The organism is Sphingopyxis indica, assembly GCF_900188185.1.
In the GTDB taxonomy this organism is placed as follows: Bacteria; Pseudomonadota; Alphaproteobacteria; order Sphingomonadales; family Sphingomonadaceae; genus Sphingopyxis; species Sphingopyxis indica.
On the sequence record NZ_FZPA01000002.1, the window covers coordinates 169,960 to 189,804 of the forward strand.

Consider the following 19,845-nt stretch of genomic DNA (forward strand, 5'->3'; position numbering starts at 1 on the left):
GGTGATGAGCGACGTCGGGGCTATTGTCATGGGCCGCCATCCGCGATGCGGCGTCCGCACCGCGCTGGGCTGGTCGGCCGGCCTGATGCTGGCGACGCTGCCGGGCGCGGCATGGGCGCAGCTCCCCCGCCCGGCCCCGACGCGCGAAGAAATCCAGCCGCCGACACTGCCCCCGGCCGCGCCGCCCGCCGAGCGGGTGGTCGCCGCGGACGACAGTGTCGAACGCGCACCCTGCCCGCTCGCCAGCGGCGAATTCGCCGACGTCCGCTTCACGCTGCGCAGCGTCGAATTTTCGCGCGTCGAGGGGATCGACCCGGCGATGCTCGACGCCGCCTGGCACGACCGCGTCGGGCAGGATCTGCCGATCGCGGTAGTCTGTGATATTCGCGACCGCGCTGCGACCTTGCTGCGCGAAAAAGGCTATCTCGCCGCGGTGCGCGTGCCGCCGCAGCGGATCGAGGACGGCGTCGTCAGGCTCGACATTCTGGCCGCGCGTATGAGCCGGGTCGAAGTGCGCGGCGATGCCGGCGCCAACGAAGATCTCCTCCAGCGCTATCTGGCGCGTCTCGATGACGGGACGATCTTCAACATCCGCGATGCCGAGCGCTATCTGCTGCTGGCGCGCGACATTCCCGGCATGGACGCGCGGCTGACGCTGCGGCCCGGCGGCGAACCCGGCGAAGTCGTCGGCGAGGTGCTCGTCACCCGCACGCCGGTAATCTTCGATGCCAATATCCAGAATTTCGGATCGAAGGACGTCGGCCGCTGGGGCGGCATCGCGCGCGCGCGCTTCGCCGGGCTGACCGGCCTCGGCGATCTGACGACCGCCAGCCTCTATTCGACCGCCGATTTCGACGAGCAGCAGGTCGTCCAGCTCGCGCATGAATTCCGCGTCGGCGGCGAAGGGATGCGGCTCGGCGGCAGCTATACCTACGCGTGGACGCGGCCCGACCTGGCCGGGCTCGCGATCAGGACGAACACTCAGGTCGTCAGCCTCTTTGCCGCCTATCCGGTGACGCTGACGCAGGCGCACCGGCTGACCGTGGGCGGCGGCTTCGATTTCATCGACCAGGATGTGCGCCTCGCGGGGTTGGCGCTCAACCGCGACCGGCTGCGCGTGCTCAACCTGCGCGCCGACGCGAGCTGGATCGACCCCGCCTCGATCGCCGGCCGCGCCAGCTATAATCCGTCCGAGCCGCGCTGGTCGCTTGCGACGTCGTTCGAAGCGCGGCAGGGTCTCGACATGCTCGGCGCCAGCGACGATTGCGGCCCGACCGGCACCGCCTGCTTCGCGCCGGGCCGCGTGCCGCTGTCGCGTATCGAGGGGAAGCCCGACGCCTTCGTGCTGCGCACCGAGGCCATCGCCGAATGGCGGCCGGTCAAGACCTTCACCCTTTCGGCGGCGCCGCGCGCCCAATGGGCGAGCGATCCCCTCCTCTCCTATGAGGAATTTTCGGGCGGCAATTTCACGACCGGTCGCGGCTACGACCCCGGCACGATCATCGGCGATAATGGTATCGGCGTCGCGCTCGAGGCGCGCTACGGCTCGCTCGTTCCCGCCAATACCAAGGCGTTCGCGGTGCAGCCCTTCGTCTTTTTCGACGCCGCCTGGGTGTGGAACAAGGACAGCGCCTTCGACGGGTTCAACCCGCAAAAGCTCTATTCGGCGGGCGGCGGCGTGCGCGTCGCCTATGGCGACCTCGCGCGCCTCGACGCCGCCGTCGCGGCGCCGCTCAACCGTCCCGACCTGCTCGCCCGGCGCCCCGACCCGCGGCTGCTCGTCACGCTGACCACCCAGTTCGGCGTGCGGGCGCGCTGAGCCATTGAGGATGACTGCCATGCGTGCCTCCACCGCCACCCCGCCGGTCCACAAGGGCAAGCGCCGCCTGCTCGAAAGCTGCGCGATCGCCGCGGGGCTGATGGCGCTGATGCAGGGCGGCCCGGCGCTGGCGCAAGTGGCGGGCACCGGGCAGGTGGTGAGCGGCAGCGGCAGCATCTCACCGCCCGACCCGCTCGGCCCCACGGCGCCGCCCAATTCGACCCAGGTCGAAGTTTCGACACCGCAGACGATCATCAACTGGACGCCGACCGACGATGCGCCGACCGGCGGCACGATCGACTTCCTGCCCGCTGGCAACACGCTCGAATTCTACGGGACCGGCGACTACACCGTCCTCAACCGCTTCGTCGACGCCGCGGGCGGCTCGATCGGACGGCAGGTTGCGCTCAACGGCACGGTGAACAGCTATGTCGGTTCGCGCTTTGCGAGCAGCGGCAATGTCCCGGGCGGCAATATCTGGTTCTATAATGCCGGCGGCGTGCTGATCGGCAATGGCGCCGCGATCAACGTCGGCAGCCTGCTGCTGACCGCCAACGACATCGACACGACCGGCGGGCTGTTCGGCGCGGGCGGCGAGATCCGCTTCCGCGGCGCCGCGGGCACGTCGCGCGTCGAGGTCGCCAATGGCGCGTCGATCAACGCCGCGGTCGCGGGCAATCCGGGCGGCAGCTATGTCGCGCTCGTCGCGCCGCGCATCGTGCAGAGCGGCGCGGTCCGCGTCGACGGGTCGGCCGCCTATGTCGCCGCCGAACAGGCCGACATCCGCATCAACGGCGGCCTGTTCGACATCGACGTGCTCGTCGGCGCCGACGGCGGCAATGCGATCGTCCACGACGGCAGCACCACCGGCCCCACGCACGAGCAGGGCGATGTCGACCAGAGCCGCATCTATATGGTCGCGATTCCGAAGAATGACGCGGTCACGATGCTCGTCTCGGGCGAGGTCGGCTATGACGATGCCGTCGTCGCGCAGACCGACCCCGATGGCGCGATCGTGCTGTCGGCGGGCTATGGCGTGACGGCGGGCCAGATCGACGCCAGCCCCGCAAATGGCACCGCCGCGAATATCGCGGTCAGCGACACGATCTTCCGCAGCAGCGTGCGCACGCACGCGAGCGGCGCCTTCACCGGCGCGCCGGCCAATCCGGTGCCACCCTCCCCCATCCCCGGCGCGCCCGCCGAGGGCATGCTGATGACCGAAGGCAATGCGACGTTCATCGGCGACGCGAGCGCGACGCTGACGGTCAGTGCCGGTCAGCAGGCCGGTGCGACAGGCAACCTCTCGCTCCAGTCGGGCGGCGCGGCAAGCATCGACGTCGCCGGCGGGCAGCTGACAACCGGCGGCACGCTCGATCTCGCATCGACCGGACAAGTGCAGGCCGACGGGTCGAGCGTCGGCGGCGACGTCACCCTTTCGATCATCGACGGAACGGTCCAGGCGGCAAGCGTCACGCTCACCTCGACCGGGAACGCCGGCGTCGGAGGCACCGGACAGGCCGGAAACGGCACCGGCGGCGCTGCCTCGCTGCTCGTTTCGGGGACGGATGCGTCGCTGACCGCCGACGACATCGCCGTCCAGTCGGTCGGGCGCGGCGGCGGCCTGACCTCTTCCAGCGGCTTCGTGGTGAGTGCCGCCGACACAGGGGGCGACGGAACGGGCGGCAGCGCGACGCTGCGCATCGAAAACGGCGCCAGCCTGGCCGCCAGCACCGTCATTTCGGTCGGATCGACCGGCTATGGCCAGACGGGCAATATCCAGTCGGGCACCGGCACGGGCGGCACTGCGCTGCTCAGCGTCAGCGGCTCGGGATCGACTTTGACCGCGGCCTTCACCAGCGTTTCCGCCGATGGTTTCGGCGGCGAGGATTATCTGCAATCGCCGGCGCCCGACTTTCTGACGCTAAATGGCGGCGACGGCATCGGCGGCACCGCGTCCGTGAGTTTCACGGGCGATGCGCCGACCGACACGAATTTGGGGAAGGCGACCGTTTCGGCGAGCGGCTTCGGCGGCGGCGCGAGCGCGGGCGAGAATGCCGTCGGGGGCGACGCGCAAGGCGGATCGGTCGCGATGACCATCGACGGCGCGCTCACCATCGAGGCTGCCGAGCTCGACCTGATCGCGACCGCGAACAGCGGCTCGGCCGCGTCGCCGAGCCTGACGACGGCTCTGTCGGGCGACGCGCAGGGCGGGTCGGTCGCCTTCACCGCGACCGGCGGCGCCCTTTTCTCCACAAGCACCGACATCATCCTCTCGGCCGATGGCGCCGTCGGCAGCGGGGAAAGTTTCGGCAGCGGCGCCGGCGGCGACATCGCCGTGACGGCGACCGGCGGCGGAACGATCGGCGGCCAGGGCTTGTCCGCATCGGCCAGCGGCGGCAGCGATGCGCTCGACGCAGCACGCGGCTCGAGCAGCGGCACCGGCGGTCATATCGGCTTCACCGCCGACGGCGGCACGATCAGCAGCATCGCATATAACCTCTATGCCGAGGGACGGACCCCCGACGCCGATGTCGGGGGCGTCGCACAGGGTGGCACGATCGACCTTCTCGCCTCGAACGGCGGGTTGATCGAGGCGAGCGACCCCGCTTCCTTCAGCGATTTCAGCGCCAACGCGCAAAGCGGGCAGAGCATCGACGGCGCGGCGGCGACCGGGGGCGCGATCCGGTTCATCGCCGATGCCGGCACGATCAGCCTGCCGGGGTCCGCCTCGGTTTCGGTCAACGGCATATCGGGCGGCGCCAGCCCTTCCAGCGGCGCGGTTCCGCTCGGCCGCGGCGGCACCCTGGTCCTGCGCACCGTCGCCGAAGCCTCGGACAGCAGCGCGCTCCTCTTCGGCTCTCTCTCGGGCTATGCCGACGGGAGCGCGGGTTTCGGCTCGGAGGGGTCGCCGGGTTCCGGAATACCCGTGGGCAACGGCCTCGGCGGCGACATCAGCGTCGACGTCCAGGGCGGCAGCTTCACCGTCACCGGCCTGCTAAGTCTCGGCGCCACCGGCTATGGCGGCGGCGTCGGGTCGAACGGCGGCACCGGAACCGGCGGGACGGTCGGCTTCACCCAGACCGGCGGCGCCACGATCGGCGGCGACATCGGGATCAGCGCCGACGGCTATGGCGGTTATGATCCGAACGGGGCGGGCGACGGCTTCGGCGGCACGGCGACCATGGACCTGCTCGCCGGCACGCTCAACGCGGCCGAAGTCAGCGCGTCCGCGCGCGGTTATGGCGGCTATGGCTTCGAAGGCGACGATTTCGATCCGGCGAACATCATCCCGCCCGCGTCGGGCGGCGATGGCGCGGGCGGGGTCGCGACCATCACCCTTGCCGGGACGATCGCCGAAACGAGCAGCCTTGCCGCGGTCGCGACGGGGAACGGCGGCGACGGCGCCGGCTTCTATGTCTATAACGGCACGCCCGCCGTCGCGGGCGATGGTGGCGACGGTGCCGGCGGCCTGGCGACGGTCAACATGATCGCGGGCACACTCATCACCACCTCGCTGACCGTCGATTCGCGCGGCATCGGCGGCACCGGGGGCAGTGTCCTCGATTCATCGAGTCCGGGTGCAATCGCCAGCATCGGCATCGGCGGGACCGGCGGAAACGGCGGCGGCGGAATTTCGACCCTTGCATTGGCCACCGGCGTCGAGCCGGGCGCGGCAGTGACCGTGGTGTCGCAAGGCACCGGCGGCGGCGGCGGCTCGGCGGGGACGGGCGGCGATGCCGGCAGCGGCAGCGGCGGCACCGCGCAGATCGTCGTGACCGACTATGACGCCGACCTGCTGCAAGCGACGGTCGACGCCTCGGCAACCGGCGGCGCGGGCGGCTATGGCGACGATGGCGCCGGCGGCGACGGCGGCGCGGGCGGCGGCGGCACCGCGCGGGTGCAGGCCGACGGGCCGAACGCGCGCGTGACGGTGAGCCAGGCCAATTTCGTCGCGAGCGGCACCGGCGGCGCCGGCGGCGCGGCGCACGGCTATGCCACCTCGGGCTTTGCCACGGGTCCAAGCGGCGGCGATGGCGGGGCCGGAACCGGCGGCACGCTCGAAGTGGTCGCAACCAACGGCGGCGCGCTCTCGGTCGGACCGATCCCCGACACGACAGGAACCATAGCACTCAGCGTCGGCGGGACCGGCGGGACCGGTGGCGCTGGCGCCGACAATGATTTCGGCGCCGGCCTTAGCGGCGGCGACGGCGGCGACGGCGGGATAGGCGCGGGCGGCACCGTCCACCTTTTGGCCGATGGCGGGACCGTTGCGACGACCGGCGAGCCGGTCGATATCGCGGTGAGCGGCGTCGCAGGCGCGGGCGGAACGGGCGGCGCGGGTACCGCCGGCGCAGGCGCGGCGGGAGCGTCAGGCACCACCGCTGGCGGACGCGCGGTGATCGAGGCGCGCACGACGACCGTTCCGACGGCTGCGATCAACCTCGGCGACACCAGCATCGGTGCCAATGGCGATGCCGCGGGCCGCATCGAGTTCCTCGGCGACGGCGCCATCACGATGGCCAGCCTGACGGCAGAGGCGCTGGGCAGCGCCGCGCCGACGAACAATGACACCGATACCGCGGCAAGCGGCATCTTCTTCGGTGTTTATGGCGGAACGGTGCAGACGGCCGGCAACGCGACACTGACCACCGACGGCTCGATCGGCGTCCATGGTCAGGGGGGCGGCATCGTCGCGATCGGCGGCGACCTGAGCCTCCAGGCGGGCGACCAGATCGACATTCGCCATGACTTCCGCGCCGGAACCGCGCCAACGATCCAGGCGGGCGGCAATTTGATAGCGACCGCAGGAACGGGCATCAGCAGCGCCGCAGGCAGCCTGCTCGCCGCGAACGGCACGCTGTCGCTCACGGCGACCACCGGCGTAATCGGGGTCGACCAGCTCCATGGCGCCGACATCATATTGAACAGCGCAGGCGCGACGCGCGTCGAACATGCCGAAGCCGACACGGATTTCACCACGCAGGCGGCGAGTTTCGCGACCGGGCCCAACTCGATCATCACCGGCGGCAATATCGACATCAACGTCCCGGGCGCCGTCGACCTCGGCAATTCGAGCGCGGGCGGCTATGTTTTCGTCGTCGGCCAGTCGATCAGCTTCAACGCGATCGACGCCGGCACCACGATCGGGCTGAACGCGAATGGCGCAGGCGCGGCCGACGGGATCGACGGCGGCGACCTGACCGCGGCGGGCAATATCGTCCTCTCCGGCAATCATGTCGCGGTCGGCGGCACGATCACAACACCCGCGACCCTCGCGATCAATGCCGGAAACGGCAGCGCCGCAGCCAGCCTCGCCGATGTCGGCGGCTCGATCAGCGTCGTCGCGGCGGGCGACATAGACGGCATATTTCGGGCCGGCGGCAATGTCGTGCTGACAGCGGGCGGCAATATCGCCGCCGAGGCCGACGCGGCGGGCGGCTATGTCGATCCGAACGGCATTCCCGCCGAAGGCTATGTCTTCGCCGATGCCGACGGCGACGCGTTTCTGACCGGCAGCAGCGCCGCGACGATGCTCGCGGTGCGCGCGGGCGGCGCTGCGGGCATCGACGGGGCGGCGGCGGGCGAAGACATCTTCCTGCTCGCCGGAACGACCGCTACCCTCGCGAACCTGACCGCAGGCGACGACATCGACGCGACGGCGGGCGGCGCGATGACGATCGCCGATGCAATGACCACGGGCAGCGGCAACGACACGCGCAGCGTCGTCTATGCACCCGGCGCCTCGGTCCCGACGCCCTTCCTGCAAATCCAGGCGAGCCCCGCCGGCCTGTCGAACATCACCCTCTCGGCGCCGACCGCGACGATCGCCGCCGCCGACCTGTCGGCGTTCGACAATCTCACGGCAACCGCGGGCGGCGCAGTAGCGGGAACGGGTTTGCTTCAGTCAGGGCTCGCGACGAGTATCAGCGGGAGCGCTCTCTCCTTCGCTGCGATCAGCGCCGGCACCGACCTCGACCTGACCGCGACGACGGGCGGCATAACCTCGACCGGCGTGTTCGCCGCGGGGTATGACGCGACGCTCGACGCGGCAGGCGGGATCGACCTGTTCGAGGTCGACGCCGGCGACGATGCGATGCTGACCGCCGCGGGGCCGGTCGCGGCCGGCGCGGCCTATAGCGGCACCGGCAGCTTCGACGACGAAGGCGACGGCGGCAATATCGCGATCGCGGGCGGCGCCACCACGGTGGGCCATGCCGAAGCCGCGGACGATTTCACCGCCGACGTCGCAAGCTTCATCACGGGAACCAACACGATCATCGCCGGCGGCGATATCGACATCCGGTCGGCGGGCGCCGCCGATCTCGGCAATTCGAGCGCGGGCGGTTATATCGCAGTCGACGCCCGGTCGATCGCCTTCGCGGCGCTCGACGCCGGAACGACGGTCGATCTGACCGCCGCCAATGCGATCGCCGGCGGCTCGATCGCCGCAGGGGGCGGCATCGCGCTTGCCGGCGGCAGCATCGCGGTCGGAAGCATCGTCGGCGATGCGGTGCTCTCGGCGACCGCAACGGCTGGTTCCGTGACGGTCAATCAGGCCGATCTGGCGGGATCGGTTGCCGTCGATGCGTCGGGCGATATCGCGGGCAGCTACGCTGCGGGCGGCGATATCGCGTTTTCGGCCGGGGGCGCCATCGACGTGGCGAGCATCGCGAAACAGGGTGCGGGCAGCGTCACGCTGAACGGCGCCGGCGGCATCGCCGCCGATACGATCGTCAATCAGGGCGCCACCGGCCTGACGAGTGCGAACGGCGCGATTGCGGTCGCCTCGCTCGCTTCGGCGGGCGCGGTCGATGCGGACGGCCGCAGTGTGGCGATCGGCGGCAGTGGCGATCTGGTCTTTACCAGCCTCGTTGCCACCGCGGGCGATGCCACGGTCGGCACCGCCGGCACGCTGTCGGTCGCCAGCGCCACCGTCGCCGGCCTCGCCGATTTCGGCGGCGATCAGGGGCTGACCGTGGGGACGCTCGACGCAGGCGAGGCGCGGCTCGCCGCGGCGAACGGCGATATTCTGTTGACGGGCGCCAGCGTCGCGAGCGGCCTCAGCGCCGACGCGGGCGGCGCGATCGCGATCGACGGCACCGTGACCGGCGCGACCATCGTCCTTGCCTCGCGCGACATTGCGATCGGGGCTGCGGGACAGGTCGGCGCCGCCGGGACGACCGCCAGCCTTTCGATCGCCAACAGCGGGACCCAACAGACCTTCGTCGGCGGCGACGGCAGCGGCGACGGCTATAACATCGACGCCGATGAAATGGCGCGCCTCTATGGCAGCGGCATCCGCATCTTCGCGCCGGTTGCGGCGGGCGCTGCCGGCGGGCCCGATCTGGTCGTCGGCGATTTCACCATGACGGGCGGCAGCGACACCTCGAACCTCGGTCCCGCGGGATCGCTGATCCTCGAAACCGCCGGCCGCGCCGAAGTGGCGGGCGCCGTCGCGCTGACCGGCCTGTCGAGCGCGAATCAATTGTCGATCATCGCGGCGAGCACGCTCGACATCGTGCTCGGCGAGGGGTCGATCCGGCTGACGGGAGCAAACGATAGCGCGCCGGGCGGCCGGCTGTCGCTCGCCGCCGACCGGATCGCCGTCGCGACGCGCACCGCGATCGCCGACGTCGATGCCGCGACCTCGACCGATGCGATCGAGGTCCGGCTGGCGCAGAATGACGGCGTCGCCAGCGACGAAGGCGCGCTGTTCGCGCGCGGCATCGACGTCGGCGCCGTCAGCGGCTTCTATGTCCAGAACAGCGGAACCGGCGTGGATTTCGACCAGCGCCGCGGGCTGACCTTCGGCGACGGCGGGTTCAACGTCGACACCGCCGGGTCCGCCACCCGCCTCGTCCTCAACGGCGTCTATCTCGGCCCGCAAGGGCAGGTCGTCGGGCTCGACGCGATCCCGCTGCTGACGGTCAACGGCAGCGCAGCGACCTTCGGGAGCTTCGAGGCACGGTCGCGGTTCAACGGCTGCCTGATCGCGGCTCCCGTGCTGTGCGGCCGCGGGTTCGACAGCATTCCGATCTTCCCCGTGCAGGATGTGATCGAAGAGGAGGTCGGAACCGACGGCAAGCCCGACGAGGGCATCACCCTGCCCACCGCGCTGATTATGATCCGCGACATCGACCCGCCGACCGGCGCGCCGCTGCTCGACGACCCGGTGACCGGCGCGGGCAACGACGATCTGTGGACGCCGCCGGCGAAGGACGACGGAAACGAATAGGCTTTCAGTTGACGCGCGCCCCCGCGTCGCGGCATGGGCGCGGGGATGACCGACGACCTCCCCGCCCCCGGCGCGCCGCTGATGCTGTTCGACAGCCTGACGCGCAGCCTTCAGCCCTTCGCCCCCGTGCATCCGGGCGAAGCGCGCGTCTATTCGTGCGGGCCAACGGTCTATAATTATCCGCATATCGGCAATATGCGCGCCTATGTCTTCGCGGACACGCTAGGGCGCACGCTGAGCTACAAGGGCTACCGGCTTACCCACGTCATCAACATCACCGACGTCGGCCACCTGACCGACGATGCCGACGCGGGCGAAGACAAGCTGGAGAAGGCGGCCGCCGAGAAGGCGCAGTCGATCTGGGATATCGCGCGCCACTATACCGAGGCCTATTGGCAGGACGTCAAGGCGCTCAACATCCGCCAGCCCGCGCATTGGTCGATCGCCACCGACTATGTGCCGCAGATGATCGAATTCGCAAAGGCGATCGCCGACAAGCATTGTTACGAACTCGACAGCGGCCTCTATTTCGACACGGCGACCATCGCCGACTACGGTCGCCTCGCGCGTCACAGCACCGATGAAGGCGAGAGCCGCATCGACCCCGTCGACGGCAAGCGCCATCCCGCCGATTTCGCGATCTGGCGCAAGACCCCGCCGGGCGAAAAACGCCAGATGGAGTGGGATTCGCCGTGGGGCCGCGGGGCGCCGGGCTGGCACCTCGAATGTTCGGTGATGTCCGAAGCCCTGCTCGGCTTTCCGTTCGATATCCACACCGGCGGTATCGACCATCGCGAAATCCACCATCCGAACGAGATCGCGCAGAACCAGGCGCACAGCTGCTCCGACGCGAGCGGTGCGCGGATCTGGATGCACAATAATTTCCTCGTCGAACGCAGCGGCAAGATGAGCAAGAGCGCGGGCGAATTTCTGCGTCTGCAACTGTTGATCGACAAGGGCTACCACCCCCTCGCCTATCGCCTGATGTGCCTGCAAGCGCATTACCGGTCGGAACTCGAATTTTCGTGGGAGGGCCTCGGCGCGGCATTCACCCGGCTCAAGCGGCTGGTGATGGCGGCGGCCCCGGTGCGCGAGGCGCAAGCGGCCGATGTGTCGGACAGGCGCCTCGCCGACCTGCTCGCCAAGTTCGATGCGGCCATCTCGGACGACCTCAACACCCCGATCGCGCTCACGCTCATTGAAGAGGCGGCGGCGATGAAGAAGGTCGATGCCGGCCAGAAGCGCGCCGCGCTCGCCGCGATGGACGCGGTGCTCGGCCTCGACCTGCTCACCCTCTCGCGCGAAGCGCTCCGCATTCGCCCGAAGGCGGCGGTGATCGGCGAAGCGGAGATCGAAGTCCGCCTGACGCGCCGCAAGGAAGCGCGCGCCGCCAAGGATTTCGCCACCTCCGATGCCCTCCGCGACGAACTGAACGCCGCGGGGGTCGAGGTCATGGACGGCGACCCGCTGGGCTGGGACTGGCGGCTGGACAATTGAGTTCCCCTCCCGCTTGCGGGAAGGTTTAGGGGAGGGCATGTTAGGCTGACCCCGTTGCGCGTGGACAGGCCCTCCCCCTGCCCCTCCCGCAAGCGGGAGGGGAGAATTATGACCAAAACCGTCACCGTCCTGTCCGGCCTTATCCGCCCGCTCGTCGAAAATCGCCTGCCCGAATGGGTCGAACCCCGCTTCTTCCAGTCGAAGGATGAAGCGATGGCGCTCGCCCCCGAGGCCGAGATCGGCTGGTTCGACATGTACGACAAGAGGGATATGGCGGCGGCGATCGGCGCGGCGACGCGGCTCAAATGGCTCAACTCGATCTATGCCGGGGTCGACGGCATGCCGCTCGACCTGCTGCGCGAGCGCGGGACGGTCGTCACCAACGGCGCGGGCATCAATGCGATCACGATCGCCGAATATGTCGTGATGGGGATGCTCACCGTCGCCAAGGGCTATCGCGAGGTGGTGCGCGCGCAGGAGCGGCACGAATGGCTGACGGACTCGCCGGGCAAGGTCGAGCTTTACGGATCGAAGGCGCTGCTGCTCGGCTATGGCGCGATCGGCAAGCTGGTCGAGGAGCGGCTGAAGGCGTTCGCGGTCGACGTCACCGTCGTGCGCCGCTCGCCCGGCCCCAACACGCTGAGCCCCGACCAGTGGCGCGCCCGGCTCGGCGAGTTCGATTGGGTCATCCTCGCGGTTCCGGCGACGGCGGAAACCGACGGGATGATCGGCACCGACGAGCTTGCGGCGATGAAGCCGAGCGCCACGCTGATCAACATCGCCCGCGGCACCGTCGTCGATCAGGCCGCGCTGGTCGAGGCGCTGAAGGCGAAGCGCATCGCCGCGGCTTTCCTCGACGTCACCACGCCCGAGCCGCTGCCCGCCGGCGACCCGCTGTGGGGCCTCGACAATGCGCATGTCACCATGCACCTGTCGGGGCGCGCGCAGGACAAGATGTTTATGCGTTCGGCGGCGCGCTTCCTCGAAAATCTGGACCGCTGGCACCGGGGCGAGGCGGTCGAGCCGCGGGTCGATCTGGCGCTGGGATATTAGCTTGGCCGCTCGCCTTTCAACTCCTTCACCAGCGGCTGCAACCGCTCGTCATATTTGGCGAGCATCGTGTGTGCGCCGGCATGGTCGTAGAAGCTGACGAGTTCGCGCCCGTTCCAATGGTGGAGCGCATAGGCGGGGTCTTCGGCGACGATCATCGGCCGATCGTCGGGATGGTTCTCGTCGATCGGGCGCAGGTCGAGCGATACCTGCGGCGCGGTCGACGAGCAGATCGCGACGGTGCGCCCTTCCCACGCGACGGTGACACTGCGGTGCAAATGGCCGCAGATCAATCCGCGCACCTGCGGGTGGCGGCGCACGACCTCGGCGAAGCGATGCACCCACGGTTCGTCGGGATGGGTGTTCATCCAGTCGATCCCGCTTTCGACCGGCGGATGGTGCATCACGATATAGGTCGGCTTTGCGCTGTCCTTTGCCAGTTCGGTATCGAGCCATGCGGCGCGCGCGGTGCAAAAGGCGCCGCCGTGGCGCCCTTCTTCGAGCGTATCGACGGTGACGAGGCGCAGTTCGGGCAGATCGAGCACATATTGGACGAAGCCATTGCCGTCGTCGAACCCTGGGAAGTGCGCGTGGAAATTGTCGCGCAGATCGTGATTGCCGACGCTCGGCCAGACGGGAAAGGGGCAGCGCGAAAAAGCGGTGACGAGGCGGCGATAGCTGTCGGCGTCGCCGCGATCGGTGATGTCTCCGGTCGCGAGCAGCAGGTCGGGGCGGTTCGGTCCCTCGATCAGCCGGTCGAGCACCTCGTCGAGGCGCTTGCGATTATATTCGGCCGGATTGTCCGGATCGAAACCGATGTGCAAATCGGTGATCTGGGCGATCAGCATCTCCGTCCCCTGCTCCGCGCCGCTGTCGCGGCCGCGCGATGATTATCCACCCCAATCCGCGTGCCGCAGCGCCGGTCGGCGCCACGCAACAGCGTAAAGGCCGCGCCGAGTCGGCCCTGTGATCTTGCTCACAGCATAGGCATGGGCCGGCGGCGGCTCTGTGATCGCGGTCACAGGCTTCTTGCGCTGCCGCGCCGGCACCCACGGCTTGCCGCCGTCGCTGTGATATTCGTGGCACATCGCGCAGGGCGAGGCGGTCGCGGTCTCGACCTTGACCAGCGTCGCCCCGCCCTCGCCGACGTGGCAGGTGCGGCACTGCGTCAGCCCCGGCACGAGCAGATCGCTCGCCTGCTTCGACCCGCGCGCCGCGGTGTGGCAGCCGGCGCACGCCGTTTCCTTGTGCGCGTCATGGTCGAACCAGCCTTTTTGCAGAAAGCGCGGCGTCTGATGCACCGGCATAACGCGCCAGCCGCTCCCCGATTCCGGCGCGCGGATCGTGTGGCAGTCATAGCAGGCGCCACCCTTTGAAAAGACCGCACGCACCGCGTCGGCGGCGCGGCGCGGCCGCACCGCAGTTTCGCGGAAATAGATGTTGTAGACCTGCCCCTCGGCATATTGGCCGGGCCGCCGCCGCGCCATGCCGCCGAGCTGAAGCGGGCGCGCCGGTCCGGTCGAGCGGTAATAGGCATAGAGGTCGGCGACGACCTGATCGGGTTCGCCATGGCGCAAGGTGCGCGTGACGCCGCCGACGGTTTCAAACGCGAGGCTGTGGCACATCGCGCAGTCGCGCTCCATCTTCACCGGCGCGATGCGAACGCCATCGGCTTCGGGCCGGTGGCAATTTTCGCATTCGAGCTTTTTGCCAAAGTCAAAGCGGCCGCGGAAGCTCGCCGCCATGCGCGCGACACCGCCGTTCGCCGCGAGATGCAGGTCGTGCGGAAATTTGAGCCCGTCGAAATCGGCAAACGGCGCTTCCCCGAGCTTCGCGCGCAGCGGCTTCGCGCCCGGCGCGGCGCGGACGAGCGGGCGAAAGTCGGGGTGGCTCGTCCCGAAGTCGCCGGCGTCGGCAAGCCGCGTCTCGAACCCCGCCGACGTCAGCCGCGCCGCCATGCCGTCGTGGCAATCGGTGCAAAAGGCCTGCGGCGTCGCGGGCATCGGCCCCGCGCCCTCATGTTCGGTGTGACAGCCGACGCAGCGTCCCTCAGGCTTGTTGAACGCCTTGGCAAAGCCCGCCAGCAGCTTGCCCCCCGCCCCCGGCGGCGCCCGCGCGGCGAGCAGCATCGCGGTCGATGCGCCCGCATGGGCCTGGCTCATCGCCTTGTGCTCGCCGGTGTGGCAGCCGACGCACGCCTTGTCGGTGACCGCGACGAAAGGCTCGACGTGGCAGGCCTGACAGTCGTTCTTCAGGCTGGCGTGCGCGCTCGACAGCGGCCCCGACAACCACGCCTGGTCGGCATGATAGCCCTGCGGCCGCTCGTCGACGCTCCGGTAGCTGTGCCACGCCCAGATCGGCCCGATCAGGAAGGCGACCAGCACCAGCGCCGCGAAGCTCCACGCCCCGATGCGCTTGCCGGGCATCACCCCGGCGAGCGAAAAGGCGCGCGCCTCGTCGACGTCCTTCGACGCCTGCGACAGCTCGTCGATCCGTTCGACGCGCAGGATGACGTCCTCGCCCTCGCGCGCGATCGTCAGCCGGTGCCCGCCGAAGCGCAGCTCGGCGCCTGCCGCGCTGTCGATGTCGGCCACGTCGAGCGTGCGCCCGTTGAGGTCGAAGCCGAGCCCTTCCTGCGCCACAATGCGGACGTGGCGCCCGTCGGCGCTGCTGATCGTCGCATGGTGCGGATTGACCGCGAGGTCGGCGACATGGATCGCGTTGCCTGCGTCGCGCCCGAGCGTGATGCTGTCGCCGTCGAGCGGCTGGTCGCGGACGATCTCTTTGCCCGTCTTGGTCGTCGCGATCCGGCGCAGGATGAAGCTCATCGTCCCCTTCCCCGCCTTACCAATAGAAAAAGACGCTGATGATGTGCGCCGACAGCGCCGCGATCAGCGCAAAGGTCAGCGGCACATGCACATAGAGCCAGATCTCGAGCAGCGCGCGGAGCCTGAGGTGGCGGCGCAGCCGCGCCAGCGCCGCTTCCTTCTGGGTCAGCAGCGCGATCACCTTCGCGCGCGCCTCGGGCTCGCTGCCCTGCGACGCGGCGAGCGCGCGGTGCGCCGCGGCCGTCGCGCAGTGCGGATAGCGGCCCGTCAGCCGCGCGCGGATGCCGCCCGCGAACGGGTCCTCGTCGAGCGCCGCAAGCACCGGTGCCGTATCCGCGGGACCGAGCGGCTGCGCGGCGGCATGAAGCTGGCGGTCGAAGGCGCGGATCGCCTCGAGCATCTGCATCTGCGTCATCTGTTCGCGATTGTTCGAAAGCGCGGCGGGCAGCGTCGCATAAACGATCACCCCGAACATCCCCGACAGGATGACGAGCATCATCAGCGCCCAGGCGAGGGTGTGGACGTTCCAGCCGAGCTGAAAGCCCGTGTGCCAGGTGCCGATGACGATCAGGCTCAGCCCCAGATAGACATGCGCCGATGTCCACGCCTTCAGCGACCAATAATCGCGCGTCATCCGCCGCTTGCGATAGCCGAGCGCGGTGAGCCACAGGATCAGCAGCGCGCCGATCGTGCCGAGCGTATAGCCGTACCAGCTGCCGCCATTGGGGCGCGGCTGAACGTCGATCAGCGAATAGCTGACGATGACGAGCAGGCAGAGGCCGCCCGAAATCTTCGCCCAGCGGAAATCGGCGTAGCGCAGGAAGCCCTCGTGCCGGCTCTCGCGCACGCGCTCGGTCTGCGTGGCCTTGCTGCGGCGGCGCTTGAAAAGGGTCGCCATCAGCCGGCATCCTCCTCGAGCCGGGCGATCGACAGGAACTCCTCGGGCGAGACGCGGATCGCGGCGCCGGTCGGGCAGGCGCGGACGCAGGCCGGACCGCCGGCGATCCCCTTGCACATGTCGCATTTGACCGCGATCTTCTTGGGCTTTTCATCGCCCAATTGCTGCTTCGTCCATTTGGGCGACGGCTCGCCCGGCCCCGGGCCGCGGCCGAGGAGCAGCCAGCTCAGCAGTCCCGGCTTGGGCGGCGGTGCGGCCTCCATACGGATCACGCCATAGGGGCAGTTGCGCATGCAATTACCGCAGCCGATGCACCCCGGTTCCATGAACACTTCGCCGTCGGGGCCGCGGTGGATGACGTTGGGCGGGCAATCGGCCATGCAGTGCGGATGCTCGCAGTGGCGGCAGCTCGTGGGCACGTGCAGATGCGCGAAGGTCTTGCCCGCCTCGCGGTCGAGCCGCGACAGCCCCTCGTGACTGTCGGCGCACGCCTTTTCGCAATTGTCGCAACCGACGCACAGATTTTCGTCGATCAGCAGCGCGTCGGTCGCCTCGCCCAGCCCTTCCTTCATGATGAAGCCGGCGGTGTCCGAATAGAGGTCGACCGCGCTCGAATAGCTCGCCTTGCGCGATTCGATGAAGTCGTTCATCGCGGCGCGCTCGGCGACCGCGGCCTCGGTGGCTTCGCGCACCTGCGGCCGCGCCGCGAGCATCGCCTTGAAACCCGCGCCGGTCAGCTTGATCACCTCGCTGCCGACCGCGGCTTTCACTGTCGCATTGCGCTTTTCGCCGCTCAATACCGCCATTTCGCCGAAATAGCTGCCCGCGGGCAGGTAGCGCAGGAAGATAGGTTTGCCGCCGATGTCCTTTTCGACGACCATCGAGCCCGATCGGATGACATAGACGTCGTCGCCGTCGTCGCCCTCCTCGACCACCGCCTTGCCCGCCGGAACGCGGATCACCTCGGCCTCGTCGACCACGGGTGCGAGGTCCTCCACGGTCAGTCCGCCCTTGAAGATCTGCAACAGCTGGCGTTCGAGCGAGATGCGGTTGATCGCGCGCTTCGCCCCCGGCACCGCCGCCATCAGCTTGAGCGCCGCGGTGCGCGATAGTTCGACGAAAATGCTGTCCGCGCCCGCGCGGATCGTCGCGCCGCGCTTGCGCCCCGAAATCAGGCCGACCTCGCCAAATATCGATCCCTGCTCGATCGGCACGGTGACGCCCGGCCCGACCTCGACCAGCGCCTCCCCCTCGGCGATGGCGAACAGCGACGACCCCGGCTCGCCCTTCTCGAACACCACTTCGCCCGCGCGGTAGAAGGCGACCTTCGAATCGAGCATGAATTCGCGCATCTGGAGCGGCGAGACGTCGGCGAAGATGCGGACGTGACTGCGCAGGAATTCCAGCCACTCGCTGACCGGCATGTCATAGGGCAGGCCGGCGAAGATCGCCGCCAGATCCTTTTCGTCGGCGGGGGTCAGCGCGTCGTTGCCATTGATGAACTCGGCGACGTCATAGCCCTGGTTCATGCAATGCTTGATCAGCGGATAGCCCGCGAGCGCGCCGATGACATAGATGCCGGGCACCGTCGTTTCGAAGGTTGGCGACAGCTTCGGAAAGGCTTCGCGGTCGGGGCCGGTGAACGCGATCCCCATCGCCTCGACGAAGGCGCGCGGCGCAACCGACCCCAGCCGCGCGACGATGGTGTCGCAGGCGATGCGCTCCTCGCCATTCGGCGTGTCGAGCGTCAGCCAGCCGTCCTCGACCAGCTTGGGCTGCGTTTCGGTGCGGATGTCGATCAGCCCGTTTTCGCCCGCGTCCATCAGGTCGGCGACATTCTTCGCCTTGGCGCGCGCGAAATCCTTTGACCGGTTGAGGATGGTCACGCGGTTGCCGAGCGCTTCCTCGGCGACGCCCAGCGCATTTTCGATCCCCGCATCGCCCGACCCGACGACGGTGATGTGGCGGTCACGGAAATCCTCGGGGTCGTCGACCTGATAGATGATGTGCGGCAGCTCGTTTCCGGGGCAGCGCAGCCGGTTCGGATTGCCCTGCGTGCCGATCGCGAGGACGATCGTTTCGGCCGCGATCGTCTCGCCCTTCGCAGTCTTGATGAGAAAGGCACCCTTGGCGCCCGACACCTCGACGACCTCGGCATTATAGAGGATGTTCAGCTTGTTCGCGGCGGCATCCTCGTCCCAATTGGCGAGGATCGTCTCGCGCGCGCCCTCGCCGAAGCGGCAGTCCGACCGCAGGTCGAGCCGGTCGGGGGTCGCAAGCACGCGCTTGCCCTTCTGATATTTGAAGATGGTATCCGACAGATGGTCGGTCTTTTCGAGCAGGACGTGGCTCAGCCCGAGCTGCGCGGCGCGCGCGGCCGCACTAAGGCCCGCCGGGCCCGACCCGATGATCGCGACCTTGACGGTTTCGCTCATCGCACCGCCGCTCCGATCGCCGGCGGCGGCCTGTATCTGCGCGCGGGCATCCCAACCCCCATCGCCCTTCCCCCTCGGCGACCAATAACGGATGCGACCCGGACTTACGTCCTGAAAATACAGCTATGCCCTTGAACGCAAGGCGAGGTCAACCGGCGGTTTTGGCGCGGCGTCAGGCGAGTTCGAAGATCGCCGCGATGCGATCCGACGCGATCGGTTCGAAGCGCGACCAGCCGTCGGGGCCCAGTTTTTCGAGCGGGCGGAAGCGCGCCTTGTACGCCATGCGCGCCGATCCCTCGATCCAGTAGCCGAGATAGACATAGGGCAACCCCGCCCGCGCGGCGCGCTGCACATGGTCGAGGATGATATAGGTGCCCAGCCCCTCGCGCAGCGGATGCTGCGTGTCGAAAAAGCTGTAGATCATCGACAGCCCGTCGCCCTGCCGGTCGGTCAGGCAGCAGCCGACGAGCCGGCCGCGGCTGCCGTCGCTCGTCGGCTCGCGATATTCGATCATATAGCTGTCGACCGGGGTCTGCTCGACCATGTCGGCGAAATCCTGCTCGTCCATGTCGGCCATGCCGCCGTTCGGGTGGCGCGTCGTCAGATAGGAGCGCAGCAGCGCATATTGTTCCTCGGTCGCCCACGGCCTGCACGCGGTGACGACGAGGTCGCGGTTGCGGCGGACGTTGCGCTTCTGCGACTGGCTGGGGGCGAAGTCATTCGCGCACACGCGCACCGACACGCACGCCGAGCAATCGGCGCAACTCGGGCGATAGGCGACCGACTGGCTGCGGCGGAAACCGATGCGCCCGAGCGCGTCGTTGAGGTCGTTCGCATTATTGCCGCCGAGTTCGGTGAACACCTTGCGCTCGGTCTTGCCTTCCAGATAGGGGCATGGCGCCGGGCTGGTCACAAAGAAGCGCGGGAAACGAAATGGTGCGGACACGCGAGCTGGACCTCCGGATTGGCAACGCGCCCTCCCACGCGGGCGCCGACGCTTCACTGACAGCGACTATGCCGCGCGCCGTCAATGGTTCAAAGCCCATTTACCATTTTTCCCCGTCCCGATCTGAATCAGGCCC

Annotated in this window: 9 protein-coding genes; 4 read left to right on the forward strand and 5 right to left on the reverse strand. The window is 68.9% G+C overall.

Annotated features, from left to right (window positions below; genetic code table 11):
* Window positions 1-4: 4 nt before the first annotated feature.
* The 4 genes from CHB69_RS05160 (at window position 5) to CHB69_RS05175 (ending at window position 12,605) form a co-directional block, all read left to right on the forward strand.
* Window positions 5-1,819 (forward strand): ShlB/FhaC/HecB family hemolysin secretion/activation protein, encoded by a 1,815-nt coding sequence (locus tag CHB69_RS05160; protein ID WP_245836546.1) that lies wholly within the window; start codon window positions 5-7, stop codon window positions 1,817-1,819.
* A gap of 19 nt (window positions 1,820-1,838) precedes the next feature.
* Window positions 1,839-10,055: a beta strand repeat-containing protein gene (locus CHB69_RS20650; RefSeq protein WP_141133915.1), complete on the forward strand. Its 8,217-nt coding sequence runs from the start codon at window positions 1,839-1,841 to the stop codon at window positions 10,053-10,055.
* A 45-nt stretch (window positions 10,056-10,100) separates the two neighbouring features.
* Window positions 10,101-11,552 carry a cysteine--tRNA ligase gene (gene cysS / locus CHB69_RS05170; protein ID WP_245836547.1) on the forward strand — a complete coding sequence of 484 codons (1,452 nt, stop codon included), beginning with the start codon at window positions 10,101-10,103 and terminating at the stop codon, window positions 11,550-11,552.
* A 108-nt stretch (window positions 11,553-11,660) separates the two neighbouring features.
* The gene (locus CHB69_RS05175; RefSeq protein WP_089214929.1) at window positions 11,661-12,605 is read left to right on the forward strand and encodes a D-2-hydroxyacid dehydrogenase; all 945 of its coding nucleotides are present in this window, start codon (window positions 11,661-11,663) and stop codon (window positions 12,603-12,605) included.
* Here CHB69_RS05175 and CHB69_RS05180 read toward each other — a convergent pair.
* From CHB69_RS05180 to CHB69_RS05200, 5 genes are all read right to left on the reverse strand, one after another.
* Window positions 12,602-13,450, reverse strand: a complete 849-nt coding sequence (locus CHB69_RS05180; RefSeq protein WP_089214930.1) for a phosphodiesterase — start codon at window positions 13,448-13,450, stop codon at window positions 12,602-12,604. The two genes, CHB69_RS05175 and CHB69_RS05180, sit on opposite strands and share 4 nt — an antisense overlap.
* Window positions 13,451-13,492: 42 nt before the next feature.
* Window positions 13,493-15,430, reverse strand: coding sequence for a cytochrome c3 family protein (locus tag CHB69_RS05185; protein ID WP_089214931.1), 1,938 nt, complete (start codon window positions 15,428-15,430; stop codon window positions 13,493-13,495).
* 16 nt (window positions 15,431-15,446) lie between these two features.
* Window positions 15,447-16,328: a hypothetical protein gene (locus CHB69_RS05190; RefSeq protein ID WP_170935443.1), complete on the reverse strand. Its 882-nt coding sequence runs from the start codon at window positions 16,326-16,328 to the stop codon at window positions 15,447-15,449.
* On the reverse strand, window positions 16,328-18,763 hold the full coding sequence (locus CHB69_RS05195) for an FAD-dependent oxidoreductase (RefSeq protein ID WP_089214932.1): 2,436 nt from the start codon (window positions 18,761-18,763) through the stop codon (window positions 16,328-16,330). The genes CHB69_RS05190 and CHB69_RS05195 overlap by 1 nt, the downstream gene beginning before the upstream one ends.
* A 172-nt stretch (window positions 18,764-18,935) precedes the next feature.
* Window positions 18,936-19,709, reverse strand: coding sequence for an arginyltransferase (locus CHB69_RS05200; protein ID WP_089214933.1), 774 nt, complete (start codon window positions 19,707-19,709; stop codon window positions 18,936-18,938).
* Window positions 19,710-19,845: the final 136 nt, after the last annotated feature.